General features: G+C 60.3%; 13 protein-coding genes. 5 read left to right on the top strand and 8 right to left on the bottom strand.

Going from position 1 to position 15,569, the window contains the following annotated elements:
* Nucleotides 1-429 precede the first annotated feature (429 nt).
* From pbpG to G5171_RS20090, 6 genes are all read right to left on the bottom strand, one after another.
* Nucleotides 430-1,257, bottom strand: a complete 828-nt coding sequence (pbpG, locus tag G5171_RS20115; protein WP_005348750.1) for a D-alanyl-D-alanine endopeptidase — start codon at nt 1,255-1,257, stop codon at nt 430-432.
* A gap of 159 nt (nt 1,258-1,416) precedes the next feature.
* Nucleotides 1,417-2,082, bottom strand: coding sequence for a DedA family protein (locus tag G5171_RS20110; RefSeq protein ID WP_005336051.1), 666 nt, complete (start codon nt 2,080-2,082; stop codon nt 1,417-1,419).
* Nucleotides 2,083-2,100: 18 nt separating this feature from the next.
* Entirely contained in the window at nt 2,101-3,393 is a 1,293-nt protein-coding gene (locus G5171_RS20105; RefSeq protein WP_005336050.1) for a hemolysin family protein, read from the bottom strand.
* A 259-nt stretch (nt 3,394-3,652) separates the two neighbouring features.
* On the bottom strand, nt 3,653-4,711 hold the full coding sequence (gene ansB / locus G5171_RS20100; protein ID WP_421260649.1) for an L-asparaginase 2: 1,059 nt from the start codon (nt 4,709-4,711) through the stop codon (nt 3,653-3,655).
* 130 nt (nt 4,712-4,841) lie between these two features.
* Nucleotides 4,842-5,036: a heavy-metal-associated domain-containing protein gene (locus tag G5171_RS20095; RefSeq protein ID WP_005348755.1), complete on the bottom strand. Its 195-nt coding sequence runs from the start codon at nt 5,034-5,036 to the stop codon at nt 4,842-4,844.
* 164 nt (nt 5,037-5,200) lie between these two features.
* The gene (locus tag G5171_RS20090) at nt 5,201-6,151 is read right to left on the bottom strand and encodes an AEC family transporter (RefSeq protein ID WP_216979583.1); all 951 of its coding nucleotides are present in this window, start codon (nt 6,149-6,151) and stop codon (nt 5,201-5,203) included.
* A 137-nt stretch (nt 6,152-6,288) separates the two neighbouring features.
* Here G5171_RS20090 and treR point away from each other — a divergent pair, with 137 nt between their 5' ends.
* The 5 genes from treR to G5171_RS20065 all read left to right on the top strand — a co-directional run bounded on the left by treR (nt 6,289) and on the right by G5171_RS20065 (nt 11,499).
* Nucleotides 6,289-7,236 carry a trehalose operon repressor TreR gene (treR, locus tag G5171_RS20085; RefSeq protein WP_421260648.1) on the top strand — a complete coding sequence of 316 codons (948 nt, stop codon included), beginning with the start codon at nt 6,289-6,291 and terminating at the stop codon, nt 7,234-7,236.
* A 192-nt stretch (nt 7,237-7,428) separates the two neighbouring features.
* Entirely contained in the window at nt 7,429-8,859 is a 1,431-nt protein-coding gene (gene treB / locus G5171_RS20080; RefSeq protein ID WP_058059860.1) for a PTS trehalose transporter subunit IIBC, read from the top strand.
* A 66-nt stretch (nt 8,860-8,925) separates the two neighbouring features.
* Nucleotides 8,926-10,587, top strand: a complete 1,662-nt coding sequence (gene treC / locus G5171_RS20075; RefSeq protein ID WP_421260647.1) for an alpha,alpha-phosphotrehalase — start codon at nt 8,926-8,928, stop codon at nt 10,585-10,587.
* A 3-nt stretch (nt 10,588-10,590) separates the two neighbouring features.
* Nucleotides 10,591-11,190 (top strand): sugar O-acetyltransferase, encoded by a 600-nt coding sequence (locus G5171_RS20070; protein ID WP_421251628.1) that lies wholly within the window; start codon nt 10,591-10,593, stop codon nt 11,188-11,190.
* Nucleotides 11,191-11,310: 120 nt separating this feature from the next.
* Complete coding sequence (locus tag G5171_RS20065) at nt 11,311-11,499, top strand: hypothetical protein (RefSeq protein ID WP_005336040.1); 189 nt, start codon at nt 11,311-11,313, stop codon at nt 11,497-11,499.
* A gap of 60 nt (nt 11,500-11,559) precedes the next feature.
* Here G5171_RS20065 and rluA read toward each other — a convergent pair whose 3' ends face one another.
* On the bottom strand, nt 11,560-12,216 hold the full coding sequence (gene rluA, locus G5171_RS20060) for a bifunctional tRNA pseudouridine(32) synthase/23S rRNA pseudouridine(746) synthase RluA (protein WP_005343025.1): 657 nt from the start codon (nt 12,214-12,216) through the stop codon (nt 11,560-11,562).
* Nucleotides 12,217-12,252: 36 nt separating this feature from the next.
* Nucleotides 12,253-15,120, bottom strand: a complete 2,868-nt coding sequence (rapA, locus tag G5171_RS20055; protein ID WP_421251627.1) for an RNA polymerase-associated protein RapA — start codon at nt 15,118-15,120, stop codon at nt 12,253-12,255.
* Nucleotides 15,121-15,569: the final 449 nt, after the last annotated feature.

The raw sequence follows: 15,569 nt of genomic DNA, 5'->3' as shown, positions 1-15,569 counted from the left end.
GCCCGTAGCTCAGCTGGATAGAGTACCTGGCTACGAACCAGGTGGTCAGAGGTTCGAATCCTCTCGGGCGCACCATACAGACAGCCTCGACTTCGGTCGGGGCTGTTTTTTTATGGGCGATATTTACCCCTGTCGTGTGGATCCGTGTTCGCTGTGGCGTCCGGGTTACCCTCCTGCCTGCCTGCCTGCCTGCCTGCCTGTCTGTTCTTGTCCTCTTTTATACCTCTTCTGTTATTGCGCCGCGTTCTTCTGAACGGTGCAACCCTTTGCCTCTATCTGCAGGCGAGCTGTATGCCTGCTGTTGCAACGGCAGATGCCGCGCAGCTCATCACTCAGGATTCGCTCATCAACATCCTGCAAGGCCTGCAGAGGCGTTTTGCGGGCAATAAAAAAGGATGCCGCAGCATCCTTTTGTGTCGAGATATTGACTCAGCTTTTCAACCATTTGCGAATGCGGTTGGCATCGCCGATGGGGGTGCGTTTGCCCACCGAGTTGAGCAGCACGATGGCGAGCTCGCGGCTGTCCGGTTTGGCGCGCATCACCAGACAGCGCCCTGCTTCGTCAGTGAAGCCGGTCTTGGAGAGGCGCACGTCCCAATCCGGGTTTTTCACCAGCGGGTTGGTGTTGTTGAACATCAGGCTGTAGGCGGGGGCGCTGAAGCGCATCTCCCGGTTCTCATCCTGAGTGAACTGACGGATCAGCGGTTGACGATAGGCGGCGGCAGCCAGCTTGCCCAGATCCTGGGCGGTGGAGACGTTGCGGGTGGAGAGGCCGGTGGAGTCGTAGAAGTGGGTATTTCGCATACCCAGCTGTCTAGCCTTGTTGTTCATGGCGCGCACGAAGGCGCTGCGGCCGCCCGGATAGTGACGTGCCAGTGCCGAGGCCATCCGGTTTTCGGAGGACATCAGCGCCAGATGCAGGGCGTCGCGGCGGGTCACCTTGGTGCCCATGCGGATGCGGGAGTGGGTGTGTTTGACCCGATCCAGATCGTTCTTGTCGACCGTGATGGTCTGGTTGAGATTCTGCTTGGCATCCAGCACCACCAGCGCTGTCATCAGTTTGGTGAGGGAGGCGATGGGACGCACCTTGGTGGCATTCTTCTGGTAGAGCGTCTTGCCCGTTTTTACATCCACGACCAGGGCGCTGCTTGAGCGTACTTCCAGTTTGGCTGGGTTGGGTGCCGCGCTGACCGCAGGCAATCCCAGCATTCCCATCAACCCGACAACCAGCGCTGCTGCGCGAATCCGACACCACATACAACCGACTCCATTCCCATCCAAAAAAAGGCGCTAGATTCACTCATTTTTACCCCGGCTTTACAAGGGCCGAGCGGGACTATTTCTGCTATTTGCGCAAAATTGGCGATCAAAAAAGCCCTCTGGCGAGGGCTTTCGGGTCGGGCGTTGGGCGAAGGGTCAATCCCGCGGCTGCGCGGCCCTGCGTTTGCTGATCCAGCGCCAGACCAGCGCCACCATGCCACCCAGCAGCAGGGCCACCGGCAGATAGATGATAATGTTGAAGAACTGGGTCTGGTATTCGGCAGCCAGCTTGGTGTGGCTCAGGTAGTAGCCAAACCCGACCAGCGGGCAGATCCACATGATGGAGCTGATCAGATTGACGATGAGAAAGCGCCCCTGGGGCAGCTCGGTGGCACCGACGATATAGGGGTAGGCGGTGCGCACGAAGGCGATATAGCGAGCGGTGATCAGGGTGATGATCCCGTACTTGTCCAGCAGGTGGTAGACCTTCTGCTGGTGCCGCTCTTCCACGTGGGACATCAGCCGATGGTAGAGCTGGGTGTGGCCAAGGAAACGCCCCTGCATGTAACCGAGCCAGGTGCCGACAAAGGTGGCCATGATCAACAGCGGGATCACCCCGAGAGACAACACATCCTGATAGATGAGCACGCCGGTGAGGATCAGCAGGCTGTCACCGGGCAGAAAGGCGGTAGGGATGAATCCGTTTTCCAGTACCAGAAACGTCAGAATCACACCACAGATCATGAAGGCCATCTTGGGATCGGAAAGTGTGTTCAGATCGTGATTCATAAAGGCGTGAGCCAGTTGGTAAAACTGCTCCATACTTGCAAACTCCGCAGGTTAGCTGGGTTGATCGGTCAAGGGCATGGCGAGCACCTTGTCGATGCGCAGGCCATCCATGTCAACAATTTCCAGTTGCCACTGTTCCAGTGTCACCAGGTCTCCGGTTTGTGGAACACGACCAAGGAGCAGCATGATAAGCCCTCCGAGGGTGTGATAGTGATGTTTTTCTTCTTCTGGCAGACGAACCAGCTCCAGACAGTCCTTCAACTCCGGCAGCGGGATCAGGCCATCGAGCAGCCAGCTGCCGTCGGCGCGCCGGAAGGCCCAGTTGTCCTCGCCATCCTCCTGCTGGAAATCCCCCGCCAGCGCCTCCAGCAGATCCTGCTGGGTGACCAGCCCCTGCAGCTCGCCATATTCGTCCACCACCAGCGCCATCTGTTCGCTGTGGGTGCGGAAGTGGTTGAGCAGCTCGACGCCGTTGAGGGTCTCCGGCAGCAGGCTGCCCTCCTGGGTCAGGGCAGCCAGATCGATGGGCTCACCCTTGATATAGGCGTGCAGTACCTTGCTGACATTGATGATACCCACCAATTCTGACAGGTTGCCGTCGCAGACCGGAAAATAGCTGTGGCGATACTCCACCAGTCGCTGCAGGTTGGTCTCCAGCGGCAGCGCCAGATCCAGATAGCGGATATCGCTGCGCGGCACCATCAGGGAGGAGAGACTGCGTTCGTCGAGACGGAAGACGTTGCGCAGCATGGTGTGTTCATGATCCTCGATCACCCCGGCTTCAGAGCCCTCCACCAGCATGGCGTGGATCTCCTCCTCGGTAACGTTGGCGCTGCCGTTCTGGTTGACCCGCAGCAGCCGCAGGCTGGCATTGGTAGAGGCCGACAGCAGCCAAACGAAGGGGCGGGTCAGGGTGGCGAGCCAGTGCATGGGGCGGGCCACCAGACAGGCGATGCGCTCGGCATTGAGCTGGCCGAGGCGCTTGGGCACCAGCTCCCCCACCACGATGGAGAGGTAAGTAACCACCACCACCACTATGATGGTGGCGATCAGGCCACTGCTCTTGGCCGGGAGTCCCCACTCCTGCAACCAGAGGGAGAAGGGCTGGGCCAGCAGGGATTCGCCGTAGATACCATTGAGCAGACCGATGCTGGTAATGCCGATTTGGACGGCAGAGAGAAAATGGGTCGGGTCTTCGCCCAGTTTGAGGGCAATGGCGGCGGAGCGGTTGCCTTCAGAGGCAAGCTTGCCGAGGCGAGCCTTGCGTGCGGTGACGATGGCGATTTCTGACATGGCGAAGACGCCATTAAGCAAAATCAATCCCAGCAGGATCAATATTTCCATACAGCAACAGCACTCCTTGAGTGGATAAGATCGCTGGCAGTGTAATGAATTTGGCGGCGATGCGCTTGTGAAAGCGGGTGATCCGGCTCGCTAATTTGATGACAGCGCTTTGTGATAGCTGAAAAAGATGGCCGGAAAAGGGAAGGATGACCCCGCCAAATGGTGTCATGGACGAAGCGGGAGCTTGGCGAGACAGCATTGCAGGAGGGAAAAGGGCGGGAAGTCCCGCCCTTGCTTATCACTTGTCAGACAACCGTTATCAGAACTGCTGGAACCAGCGCTGGATCTGGGCCGGATCCTTGCTCTGGGTCAGGGAGAGCATCAGCAGCACCCGCGCTTTCTGCGGGTTGAGAGTGCCGGAGGCCACGAAGCCGTACTTGGCATCATCGATCTCAGCATCCAGGGTGGTGGCGCCGGTCGGCACGCGGGCGGAGCGTACGACGCGGATGCCATCCTTGCTCGCCTTGGCCAGGGTGTCGAACAGGGTGTGGTAGAGGTTACCGTTGCCCACCCCGGCGCTGACGATGCCGTCGAACTTGGCATCCACCATCGCCTTGGCCGGCAAGTCGGTGGCGTTGGCGTAGCTGTAGACGATGCCAACTTGCGGCAGCTTGTCGAGCTTACTCACGTCAAACGGCGTCTTGCTGGTGTGCAGACGGGCCGGGCTGCGCTGATAGTCGATCTTGCCGTTGTGGATGTAACCCAGCGGGCCGAAGTTGGGGGAGGCGAAGGTCTGCACGCCTGTGGTGTTGGTCTTGGTGACGTCGCGGGCATCCAGCACGGTGTCGTTCATCGCCACCATCACGCCACGGCCCTTGGAGGCGGGGTCGGAGGCGGTCACCACGGCGTTGTAGAGGTTGAGCGGGCCATCGGCACTCATGGCGGTGGAGGGGCGCATGGCGCCGACCAGCACCACCGGCTTGTCGCTCTTGACGGTCAGATTGAGGAAGTAGGCGGTCTCTTCCATGGTGTCGGTGCCGTGGGTGATGACGATGCCATCCACGTCATCCTTGGCCAGCAGCTCGTTGACCCGCTTGGCCAGCTTGAGCCACACCTCGTCGTTCATGTCCTGGGAGCCGATCTTCACCACCTGCTCACCCTGCACGTCAGCGACGTTCTTCATCTCGGGCACGGCGGCGATCAGCGTCTCGATGGCTACCTTGCCTGCCTCGTAGTTGGACTCGGTAGCCGACTGGCCTGCCCCGGCAATGGTGCCGCCGGTTGCCAGAATATGGACGTTGGGCAGCGCCATGGCCATGGGGGAGAGTGTCAGGCCAACGACGGCGGCGAGCAGGGTCTTGCGGATCGGTAGGGTCATGCTGCAAATCCTTATGGTTGGAATAATCGCAGCAAGTTTGCCCGTTTAATAACCCCGGTCTGTGATAAAACTCACCAAAAGACAGGTGAGTACAGATTTTTAACCTGTTTTATACCTCTATGGAGATAATTTAACTCGCAGAGAAACCCTTGGCTTCGATCAGGGCGATCAGCTCGGCCTTGCTCAGCTCGCTCTCGATGAAGGCCTTGCTGCTGGCGAAATCGACGGTTGCGGTGGTGACCGCAGGCTGGGCCAGCAGGGCTTTTTGCAGACTGGCGGCGCAGCCACCACAGGACATGCCGGACACTGTGAGTTCGATGGTCATGGAATATCTCCTCTGTTGATGAGCGCCAGCCTAAAGCTGCCGCCTCCGGCAAGGTCAAGCCGTCAGTACATAAGACCCAGATAGTTCATCAGGATGGCTCCCTGCCGGTGTATGGGTGCCAAGGTTCGTGGTGGCGATGAGGTTGGCAGTTTCCTCGGGCAGGGTCAGTACATAAGACCGAGGTAATTCATCAGAGTTGCCCCGAGGCTGGTAGTAACCAGCGATCCAAGGGTGGTAGTGGCGATGATGTTCGCTGCCAGCACGCTGTCACCCCCCATGGCGCGGGTCATCACATAGCTGGCGGCGGCAGTCGGGGTGGCGCTGATAAGAAACAGGATGCCGAGCTCCAGATGGCTGAAGCCGAGCAGGGCTGCTCCCAGAGTGAACACCGCTGGAATGAGGCAGAGCCGCATCACGCTGGCCCAGCCGGTCAGCGCCGCCCCGCCGCGCAGGGCGCCGAGACTGAGGGAGGCGCCGGTGCAGAGCAACGCCAGCGGCAACGTCATGTTGGCGAAGTAGCTGCCGGTGGTGAGCAGCAGTTGCGGCATCTTGATACCGAGCAGGGTAAACGGCAGCGCCGCCACAATGGCGATGATGAGCGGATTCTTGATGATGCCGAGCAGAATGGGGCGGATACCGGTGGCACCGCCGAGACTGCGGGTGAGGGTGATCACAGCGAGAATGTTGTAGAGCACGGTCACCGCGCCGACATAGAAGGCCGCCGCCCCCAACCCTTCGTGGCCATAGGCGTTCTGCACATAGGCGAGCCCGATAATGGCGCTGTTGCCGCGAAAGCTCCCCTGCACGAAGATCCCGCGCAGTCGCTGCTCCCCGATAAAACGTCCGGCCAGCAGCTCCAGCACCAGATAGCTGATAACGGTGGCGAGCAGGCCATAGCCGATAAACCAGAGGCTCGGCATGGTGGCGAAGTTGGTACCCAGAATACTGAGAAAGAGCAGAGCGGGCAGGGTGACCTGAAACACCAGTCGCGAGGCGGATTCGGTAAAGGGATCCGGCAGCAGCCCCAGCCGCTTGAGCAAGATGCCGAGCAGCAGCACCACGCAGATGGGGCCTGTGATGGAGAGGGAGAAGAGCAGACTGGCCAGCAGATCCATGATGGGCATCCTGTGCTGTGCCCACACACCCTGACGGCGGGGCAAAAAGGGCATTCTAACGCCATGGGCTTGTATTCACAGGGGTTAATCACAACAATGTGGGCAATTCCACCGCCTAGCCTCCTGTGAGCCAATTCATGGACAAGAAACTGACCATCCTCGATATCGCCAGACTGAGTGGCGTCGGCAAGTCGACCGTCTCCCGGGTGCTCAACCAGGATCACAAGGTGAAGCAGGAGACCCGCGAGCGGGTGGAGCAGATCATCGCCGAGCACGGCTTCGTGCCGAGCAAGTCGGCGCGGGCCATGCGCAGCCAAAGCCAGCAGGTGGTGGGGATCATCGTTTCCCGGCTCGACTCCAGCTCGGAGAATCAGGCGGTGCGCGGCATGCTGGAGACCCTCTACCAGCGTGGCTACGATGCTGTGCTGATGGAGAGCAAGTTCTCCCCCGCCAAGGTGCAGGAGCATCTGGCGGTGCTGGAGCGGCGCGGAGTGGATGGCATTATCCTGTTCGCCTTCAATGACTTGGACTATGCCGCCATGACGCCGCTGAAAGAGAAGCTGGTGCTGGTCGCCCGTGAATATCCCGGTTTCTCCTCGGTCTGCTTCGACGACGCCGGTGCGGTGCGCACCATGCTGGCGCAGCTGGCAAGCCGTGGCGCCCGCGACATCGCCTATCTGGGGGTGGATGCCTCGGATCTCACCACCGGCCAGCGCCGCCTCGACGCCTATCTCGCTTACTGCGCAGAGCAAGGGTTGCGCCCGCGCAGCGCCCTCGGCGATCTCAGCCTGCAGAGCGGCTACCGGCTGGCGGCCGAGCTGCTTACCCCCTCCACCCAGGCGTTGGTCTGCGCCAGCGACACCCTCGCCATCGGTGCGGCAAAATACCTTCAAGAACAAGGGCGTAGCGAGGTGCTGGTGACCGGCCTTGGCAACAACCCCATGCTCAGCTTCCTCTTCCCCAACGCCCTCACTCTCGATCTCGGTTACAAAGGGGCGGGGGAGCAGGCGGCGCGTCAGCTGCTCGGCCAGATTGAGCAGGATCAGCCTCCGCTGGTGACAATCGCCCCCTGTCGAACCCTGTGAGCCCCATCACTTCCGACTGAACAAAAAGTGTGCTTTTTGTGACGCTGGCCACGAATTGGGAACGTTCCCATTTCGATCTGGCCAGATTGTCGGCATGCTAAATGGGAACGATACCAAAAACGCTCCGGCCGACAGACTGGCTCAAAAGGGCGATACAGACCACTATTCAATGGCGTCACAGAGGGAAGACCCATGTCCAAGATCAACGCACAGCAGCTTGCCACCCTGATCGACAAGATCGGCGGCAAGGAGAACATCGCCACCGTCAGCCACTGCCTGACCCGGTTGCGCTTCGTCCTGAACGATCCGGCCAAGGCCGACAGCAAGGCCATCGAGACCATTCCGGCAGTGAAGGGAAGCTTCACCCAGGGCGGTCAGTTCCAGGTGGTGATCGGTAACGAGGTAGAGCAGTGGTACAAGGCGCTGACCGAACAGCTCGGCGTCAGCGGTGGCAGCAAGGAGACCGCCAAGCAGGCGGCACGCCAGAACATGAACCCGCTGGAGCGGGGCATCTCCCATCTGGCGGAGATCTTCGTGCCGCTGCTGCCTGCCATCATCACCGGTGGTCTGATCCTGGGCTTTCGCAACGTCATCGGCGACATCAAGATGTTCGACGATGGCACTCACACCCTCACCGAGATCAGCCAGTTCTGGGCTCAGGTGCATGCCTTCCTCTGGCTGCTGGGCGAGGCGATCTTCCACTTCCTGCCGGTGGGCGTCTGCTGGTCTGCAGTGAAGAAGATGGGCGGCTCCGAGATCCTCGGTATCGTGCTCGGCATCACGCTGGTGTCGCCACAGTTGATGAACGCCTACGGCATCGGTCAGCAGACTCCCGAGGTGTGGGACTTCGGCCTGTTCGTGATCCAGAAGGTAGGTTATCAGGCCCAGGTCATTCCGGCGCTGCTGGCGGGTGTCTTCCTCGCCTGGGTAGAGACCAACCTCAAGCGGATCATTCCGGCCTATCTCTATCTGGTGATTGTGCCGTTTGTCTCGCTGCTGCTGGCGGTGATCGTGGCTCACGCCTTTATCGGCCCGTTCGGCCGCTGGATTGGTGACGGTGTCGGCTTCGCTGCCAAGGCCGCCATGACCGGCTCCTTCGCCCCTATCGGTGCCGCCCTATTCGGTTTCCTCTACGCGCCGCTGGTCATCACCGGCATCCACCACACCACCAACGCGGTGGATCTGCAACTGATGCAGAGCATGGGCGGCACGCCAATCTGGCCGCTGATCGCCCTCTCCAACATCGCTCAGGCTTCTGCGGTCGTCGGCATCATTCTGATTAGCCGCAAGGAGAACGAGCGGGAGATCTCGGTGCCTGCCGCCATCTCCGCCTATCTCGGGGTGACCGAACCGGCGATGTACGGTATTAACCTCAAGTACAAGTTCCCCATGCTGTGCGCCATGGTGGGCTCCAGCCTTGCGGCCCTTATCTGCGGTTTCGCCGGGGTGATGGCCAACGGCATCGGGGTTGGCGGCCTGCCGGGTATCCTCTCCATCCAGCCGCAATACTGGGCGGTGTTCGCCATCGCCATGCTGGTCGCCATCGTGGTGCCGGTGGTGCTGACCCTGCTGGTCTACAAGCGCCAGCAAGCCGCTGGCAAGTTGGCCCAAGCCAGCGCCTGACACTGATTATCAGGGCGACCCGCGGGTCGACCTCTCCATTTCATATTCGAGACAAGAGAAAGACCCATGAGCCAAACACCCTGGTGGCAGAGTGCCGTGATTTACCAGATTTACCCCAAGAGCTTTCAGGATTCCGGAGCGCGTGGCACCGGCGACCTCAAGGGGATCATGGCCCGCCTCGACTATCTCAAAACTCTGGGGGTCGATGCTCTCTGGCTGACCCCGGTTTACGTCTCGCCGCAGGTGGACAACGGCTACGACATCGCCGACTACCTTGCCATCGACCCCGCCTACGGCACCATGGCAGATTTCGAGGCGCTGCTGGCTGCCGCCCACACGCGCGACATCCGCATCGTGATGGATATAGTGGTCAACCACACTTCCACCGAGCACGCCTGGTTCAAGTCGGCGCTGGGGGATAAAAACAGCCCCTACCGCGACTACTACATCTGGCGCGATCCGGTGGATGGCGGCGTGCCGAACAACTGGCAATCCAAATTTGGCGGCAGCGCCTGGGAGCTGGATCAGGCCACCGGTCAGTACTACCTGCACCTGTTTGCCCGCGAGCAGGCGGATCTCAACTGGGAAAACCCGGCGGTGCGCGCCGAGGTGAAAAACATCATCCACTTCTGGGCCAAAAGGGGGGTGGACGGTTTCCGCCTCGACGTCATCAACCTCATCTCCAAGGATCAGGCGTTCCCGAACGACGAGATTGGCGATGGCCGCCGCTTCTACACCGACGGGCCGCGCATCCACGAATTTTTGCAGGATGTGAGCCGCGACGTGTTTGCTCCTGTCGGCGCCATGACGGTGGGGGAGATGTCCTCTACTTCGCTGGAGCACTGCCAGCGCTATGGCGCGCTGGATGGCTCCGAGCTCTCCATGGTGTTCAACTTCCACCACCTCAAGGTGGATTACCCCAACGGCGACAAGTGGACGAAAGCACCGTTCGATTTCCTCGAACTCAAGCGCATCTTCAACCACTGGCAGAGCGGTATGCATGGCAAGGGGTGGTCGGCGCTGTTCTGGTGCAACCACGATCAGCCGCGCATCGTCTCCCGCTTCGGTGATGAGGGTGAGTACAGAGTGGTCGCTGCCAAGATGCTGGCCAGCACGCTGCATGGCCTGCAAGGCACCCCCTACATCTATCAGGGGGAGGAGATCGGCATGACCAACCCCGGCTATCAGCACATCGATGACTATCAGGATGTAGAGAGCCGCAACATCTTCGCCATCAAGCAGGCGGAAGGGATGAGCGAGGCCGAGATCCTCGCCATTCTCGGTGCCAAGTCCCGCGACAACTCGCGCACCCCGATGCAGTGGAGTGCCGCCCCCAATGCCGGTTTTACCAACGGGACGCCCTGGCTCACGCCTGCCGCCAACTATTCCGAGATCAACGCCGAGGCGGCGCTGGCCGACCAGCACTCGGTGTTCTGGCACTATCGGGATCTCATCGCCCTGCGCAAGGCGCACCCCATCTTCACTCAGGGGGATTATCAGGAGCTGCTGACCGGGCACCCGCAGATCTGGGCCTATGCCCGTCGCGCCAACGGTCAGATCCTGCTGGTGGTGAGCAACTTCTACGGCGAGCCGGTGGAGTTTGCCTTGCCTGCCGAGCTGCAAAGCGGGCAAGGTCGGCTGCTGCTCGGCAACTACCCCGATAGCCCGGCCCAACCGCAATCGGCTATGCTGCGCCCTTATGAATCCCTGATCTGGCTGATGGAGTAGGTAATGGAGAAGGTGGTGCACGGTGCCGAGTGGCAGAAGATGGTGGCGGGGGAGCCTTATGATGCGGGCGATCCCGAGCTGAAAGCGGCGCGCGAGCGCTGCCGCAGGCTATATCACACCTTCAACACCAGCTGGCAGGAGAAACCGGTGCGGGATGCTTTGCTGCACGAGCTGCTCGGTAGCCGCGGCCAGGAGTGTGCCATCAATCCGCCGTTCTTCTGCGACTATGGCGCCAACATCTTCGTCGGCGAGAACTTCTACGCCAACGTCAATTGCACCATCCTCGACGTCTGTGAGGTGCACATCGGCGACAACGTGCTGCTGGCGCCCGGGGTGCAGATCTACACCGCCGCTCACCCGGTGGTGGTGGCAGCGCGTATCAGGGGGGTCGAGTTCGGCAAGCCGGTGCGGATCGGTCACAACGTCTGGATTGGCGGCAGCACGGTTATCTGCCCCGGTGTCACTATCGGTGACAACAGCGTCATCGGTGCCGGTTCGGTGGTGACCAAAGATGTGCCCGCCAACGTGGTGGCGGCTGGCAACCCTTGCAAGGTGCTTCGGGCGATGACGGCACAGGAGCTTGAAGGTGTCATCCAGCGGTGAACAGGGGCCATGAATGCTAGTGCTATCTGATTGATAGAAAAGCAACTGTCAGATTGTTTTGCATTCAGTGCTTATGTTCGGGGCCGCTTGGCCGATACTGTTGAGTGCAGGAGGAACCCTATGGATATATCAAGTTCTGCAAATGCGTCGTTTGGTTCTGCTCTGATGACGGCCAGTCTGGCCAAGAAACAGCAGACCCAAGAGGGCGAAGCTGCGCTGAAGCTGCTGCAAAACGCAGCGCAATCAGCGCCGGTTGCACCGACATCGGCCAGCGCTTCCCTGGGAAGCAAGATCGATATTCGCGTCTGACCCTAATGAAAAAGCCCCCATCTCGCGATGGGGGCTTTTTTATCTCTGCGATTTGCGGGATCAGACCGGGAAAGGAGCCGGCGCCTCGAAGGTCATCCGTTCCCCGCTGCGGGGGTGGCTGATGGTCAGCATGGCCGCATGCAGGTAGAGATGGGGGGCAGCCGCCAGCGCATCCGGATGGGCGTAGAGGTTGTCACCCAGGATCGGATGCCCCAGCTCCAGCATATGGACGCGCAACTGGTGCGAGCGACCTGTGATGGGAGTCAGCTTGATCAGGCTGTTGCCGTTCTCCACTTTCAGTTTCTGCCACAGGGTCAGGGCGTGACGCCCCTCCTCGTGATCCACCTTCTGCTTCGGGCGGTTGGGCCAGTCGACGCAGAGCGGCAGGTCAACCTGTCCCGACTCTGCTTCCGGCTCACCCCACACCCAGGCGAGGTAGTGCTTCTCGGTCTCCCGCTCGCGAAATTGTCGGCTCAGCTCCCGATGAGAGTTGGGATTGAGGGGAATGACAATGACGCCAGTGGTGGACATGTCGAGGCGATGAGCTGCCGCCGCCTTGGGGTGTTGCTGTTTCACCCGATGCAGGACGCTGTCTTCATTCTCGGGGCCGCGCCCGGGGACGCTTAGCAGGCCAGTGGGCTTGTTGACCACCATGATGTCCTTGTCCTTGAACAGGATATCGAGCCAGGGTTCCAGAGGCGGTGAGTATTCAAACATAAATGTCTCGCATCAGAAGGTGGGGGCAAGCCCCCATCAGTTATGGGTGACCACGATAAAGCGGATGGCATCCAGCTTGAGTTGGGTCTGATCGATCAGGTGGTGCAATTCTGCCTGCAGATTGCGCAGATAATCCAGCTCGCTGTCGCGCACGTTCGGGTTGACTGCCTTGAGCGCTTCCAGACGATCCAGATCCTGCTGCAGGGTCTGCGCCATCTGGGCGCGGGCCTTGTCGACAATCCCGGCTTTCAGCTCTTCGGCAATGGCCTGGCCCTTGCCAATCAGACTGTGGATCACCGGTTGGGACGCGGTGACCAGTTTGCTGCCGAGGTGGCGATTGACCGGCGTCAGCTGACGGTTGAAGGCATCAAACGCCACTTTCTCACCCAGATTCTGGCCGTTCTTGTCCATCAGCAGACGGATCGGCGTCGGCGGCATGAAGCGGTAGAGCTGGGGATGGGCCGCAGACTCGGCAACGAAGATCAGCTCAAGCAGGATGGAGCCGATGGGCAGCGCCTTGTTCTTGAGCAGTGCGACCGAGGTGGCACCGATCTCGGAGCCCAGGATCAGGTCGATACCGCCGCGCATCATGGGGTGATCCCAGGAGAGCAGCGCCATGTCATCACGCGACAGGGCAGTGTTGCGATCGAAGGTGATGGTCATGCCGTCTTGCGGCAAGCCCGGGAAGCTGGAGACCAGCATGTGATCCCCGGGGGTCAGCACCAGCGCGTTCTCGCCACGGTCATCCTGATTGACGCCGATCTCGTCGAACATCTTGAGGGCGAAGGAGATCATGCCGGTGTCGTCATCTTCGGCGGCCAGCTTGTCGACCAGCTGCTGGGCGGCGGCGCCACCGCTGGAGTGGATCTCCAGCAGGCGATCGCGACCCTGCTCCAGTCGAGCCTTGAGCGGCTCGTGCAGTTCGCGGGTCTTGATCAGCAGGGCGTCGAGGGCTGCCTGATCGCCGGTGTTGGCTGCCAGCAGCTCGAACAGCTCTTCACGTACCGCTTCGAATACCGGGCGGGCAGTCGGGCAGGTCTGCTCGAACGCGTCCAGACCATCGTGATACCAGAGCAGCAGGGCGCGCTGGGCAGTCCCTTCCAGATAGGGAACGTGGATCTCGACGGTATTCTGCTGACCGATACGATCCAGTCGGCCGATACGCTGTTCCAGCAGGTCCGGGTTGAGAGGCAGATCGAACAGCACCAGATGGCTGGCAAACTGGAAGTTGCGACCCTCTGAGCCGATCTCGGAGCAGAGCAGCACCTGGGCGCCACCCTCTTGCTGGGCAAAATAGGCGGAGGCCTTGTCCCGCTCGAGGATCGACATCCCTTCGTGGAACACGGCACCACGGATCCCTTCACGGGTACGCAGCGCCTCTTCCAGCGCGATAGCGGTCGCCGCTTCGGAGCAGATCACCAGCACCTTCTGCTGGCGGGCTGAGAGCAGCAGCTCCAGCAACCATTCGACGCGCGGGTCGAACTGGGTCCAGGTGGCGTTGTCACCTTCGAACTGCTGGAAGATCTTCTCGGGATAGAGGTAGCGCAGGGCACGGGTCTGCAGATCGCCACCGTTGCCACCCATCATGCCCATCACCTTGATGGCGGTCTTGTACTGCTCCGGCAGCGGCATGGGGTAGACGTTGAGGTGACGCTCGGGGAAGCCCTGAATATTGGCGCGGCTGTTGCGGAACAGCACCCGGCCGGTGCCATGCTGGTCCAGCAGCTTGGCGACCGCCTGCTGGCGGGCGGCGGCATCGCTCAAGTCCAGCCCTTCCAGCTGGCTGGCGAGGGTCTGTCTGGCTTCATCGCTCAGGGTCTCGCCATCCAGCAGCTCTTGCGCTGCGCTGGCGACCTGACCATAGGCCTGCTCCTCGGCGAGGAAGGCCTCGTAGTCGTAGAAACGCTCGGGATCGAGCAGGCGCAGTCGGGCAAAATGGCTCTGGTGGCCCAGCTGATCCGGGGTGGCGGTCAGCAGCAGCACGCCCGGCACTTGTTCGGCCAGCGCTTCCACCATCTCATAGGCACGGCTTGGCGCCTCTTCACTCCACTCAAGATGGTGGGCTTCGTCGACAACCAGCAGATCCCACTCGGCTTCCAGCACCTGCTCGAAGCGACGACGCTTCTTGCGCAGGAAGTCGAGGCTGCAGATCACCAGCTGCTCGGTCTCGAAGGGGTTCTCTGCATCGGCGAATGCCTCGATACAGCGCTCCTCGTCAAACAGGGAGAAGTGCAGGTTGAAGCGGCGCAGCATTTCGACCAGCCATTGGTGCTGCAAGGTTTCGGGCAGCAGAATGAGTACGCGATGGGCGCGGCCGGAGAGCAGTTGCTGATGAATGATCATGCCCGCTTCGATGGTCTTGCCCAGACCCACCTCATCGGCCAGCAGTACGCGCGGAGCGTAGCGGTGACCCACCTCGTGGGCGATATAGAGCTGGTGCGGGATCAGGCTGACCCGGCCACCGGCCAGACCACGAGTCGGGTTGCGACGGCGCTGGTGCTGGTTGATCAGCGCTTCGTAGCGCAGGGTGAAGCGGGACATCCGATCGATCTGACCGGCGAACAGGCGATCCTGCGGCTTGTTGAACTTGATAAAGTTGTTGAGAAACACTTCTTTGAGGGCAACGGGCTCATCATTGTCGGTGCGCACACCTACATATATAAGCAGGCCGTCTTTCTCCTGCACTTCTTCGACCGTCATGGTCCAGTCTTCGTGACTGGTGATCTGATCGCCCACATTGAAGCTGACCCGGGTGACCGGCGCCTCTTCTTTGGCATACATGCGGTTTTCACCGGTAGCCGGAAACAACAGGGTAACCATGCGTCCTTCAACAGCAACGACAGTCCCCAACCCCAGATCCGTCTCTGTATCACTAATCCAACGCTGGCCAAGTGCAAAAGGCATTAAACTCTCCAAAGCCCAAGAGTGTGTGAATCGCAAAGGGGCGCTATGTTACCCGAAGGCGTGACCTCGATCACCATGCATATAGATGTAGAGAGACCAAATCGCCACAACCTTGATCTGCTACCATCGCCACGCCATATAGAGGATAGCGAGCTCGCCAAACGGGTGTGTTATTGCAGGATAAATACGCTTTTTGGGTGATTAGTGAGCGGTTGAACCAAAAATGCGAATTTAATTCGAAAAGGCCCTTGCAAGCGTGATCCAGATCCCTATAATGCGCCTCCATCGACAGGGCAAGCGGCAACGCAAACAACCTAGTCGATAACCTCGAAAAGTCTTTGCAAATAAGGCTTGACTCGAGAAGGCGGTTGGGTAGAATTCCACTCCCGCAGCAACACACTGTTGCGTCGCTCTTTAACAATTTGAATCAAGCAATCTGTGTGGGCACT

The sequence above is a fragment of the Aeromonas sp. 600774 genome (genome assembly GCF_049175075.1).
Classification (GTDB): domain Bacteria; phylum Pseudomonadota; class Gammaproteobacteria; order Enterobacterales; family Aeromonadaceae; genus Aeromonas; species Aeromonas veronii_A.
This window is presented reverse-complemented; position numbering and strand designations above follow the sequence as displayed.

Excerpts from the sequence above, each read along its gene's own strand:
- pbpG (WP_005348750.1), bottom strand. The coding sequence starts at position 1,257 with ATGTGGTGTCGGATTCGCGCAGCAGCGCTGGTTGTCGGGTTGATGGGA.
- G5171_RS20110 (WP_005336051.1), bottom strand. The coding sequence starts at position 2,082 with ATGGAGCAGTTTTACCAACTGGCTCACGCCTTTATGAATCACGATCTG.
- G5171_RS20105 (WP_005336050.1), bottom strand. The coding sequence starts at position 3,393 with ATGGAAATATTGATCCTGCTGGGATTGATTTTGCTTAATGGCGTCTTC.
- ansB (WP_421260649.1), bottom strand. The coding sequence starts at position 4,711 with ATGACCCTACCGATCCGCAAGACCCTGCTCGCCGCCGTCGTTGGCCTG.
- G5171_RS20095 (WP_005348755.1), bottom strand. The coding sequence starts at position 5,036 with ATGACCATCGAACTCACAGTGTCCGGCATGTCCTGTGGTGGCTGCGCC.
- G5171_RS20090 (WP_216979583.1), bottom strand. The coding sequence starts at position 6,151 with ATGGATCTGCTGGCCAGTCTGCTCTTCTCCCTCTCCATCACAGGCCCC.
- treR (WP_421260648.1), top strand. The coding sequence starts at position 6,289 with ATGGACAAGAAACTGACCATCCTCGATATCGCCAGACTGAGTGGCGTC.
- treB (WP_058059860.1), top strand. The coding sequence starts at position 7,429 with ATGTCCAAGATCAACGCACAGCAGCTTGCCACCCTGATCGACAAGATC.
- treC (WP_421260647.1), top strand. The coding sequence starts at position 8,926 with ATGAGCCAAACACCCTGGTGGCAGAGTGCCGTGATTTACCAGATTTAC.
- G5171_RS20070 (WP_421251628.1), top strand. The coding sequence starts at position 10,591 with ATGGAGAAGGTGGTGCACGGTGCCGAGTGGCAGAAGATGGTGGCGGGG.
- G5171_RS20065 (WP_005336040.1), top strand. The coding sequence starts at position 11,311 with ATGGATATATCAAGTTCTGCAAATGCGTCGTTTGGTTCTGCTCTGATG.
- rluA (WP_005343025.1), bottom strand. The coding sequence starts at position 12,216 with ATGTTTGAATACTCACCGCCTCTGGAACCCTGGCTCGATATCCTGTTC.
- rapA (WP_421251627.1), bottom strand. The coding sequence starts at position 15,120 with ATGCCTTTTGCACTTGGCCAGCGTTGGATTAGTGATACAGAGACGGAT.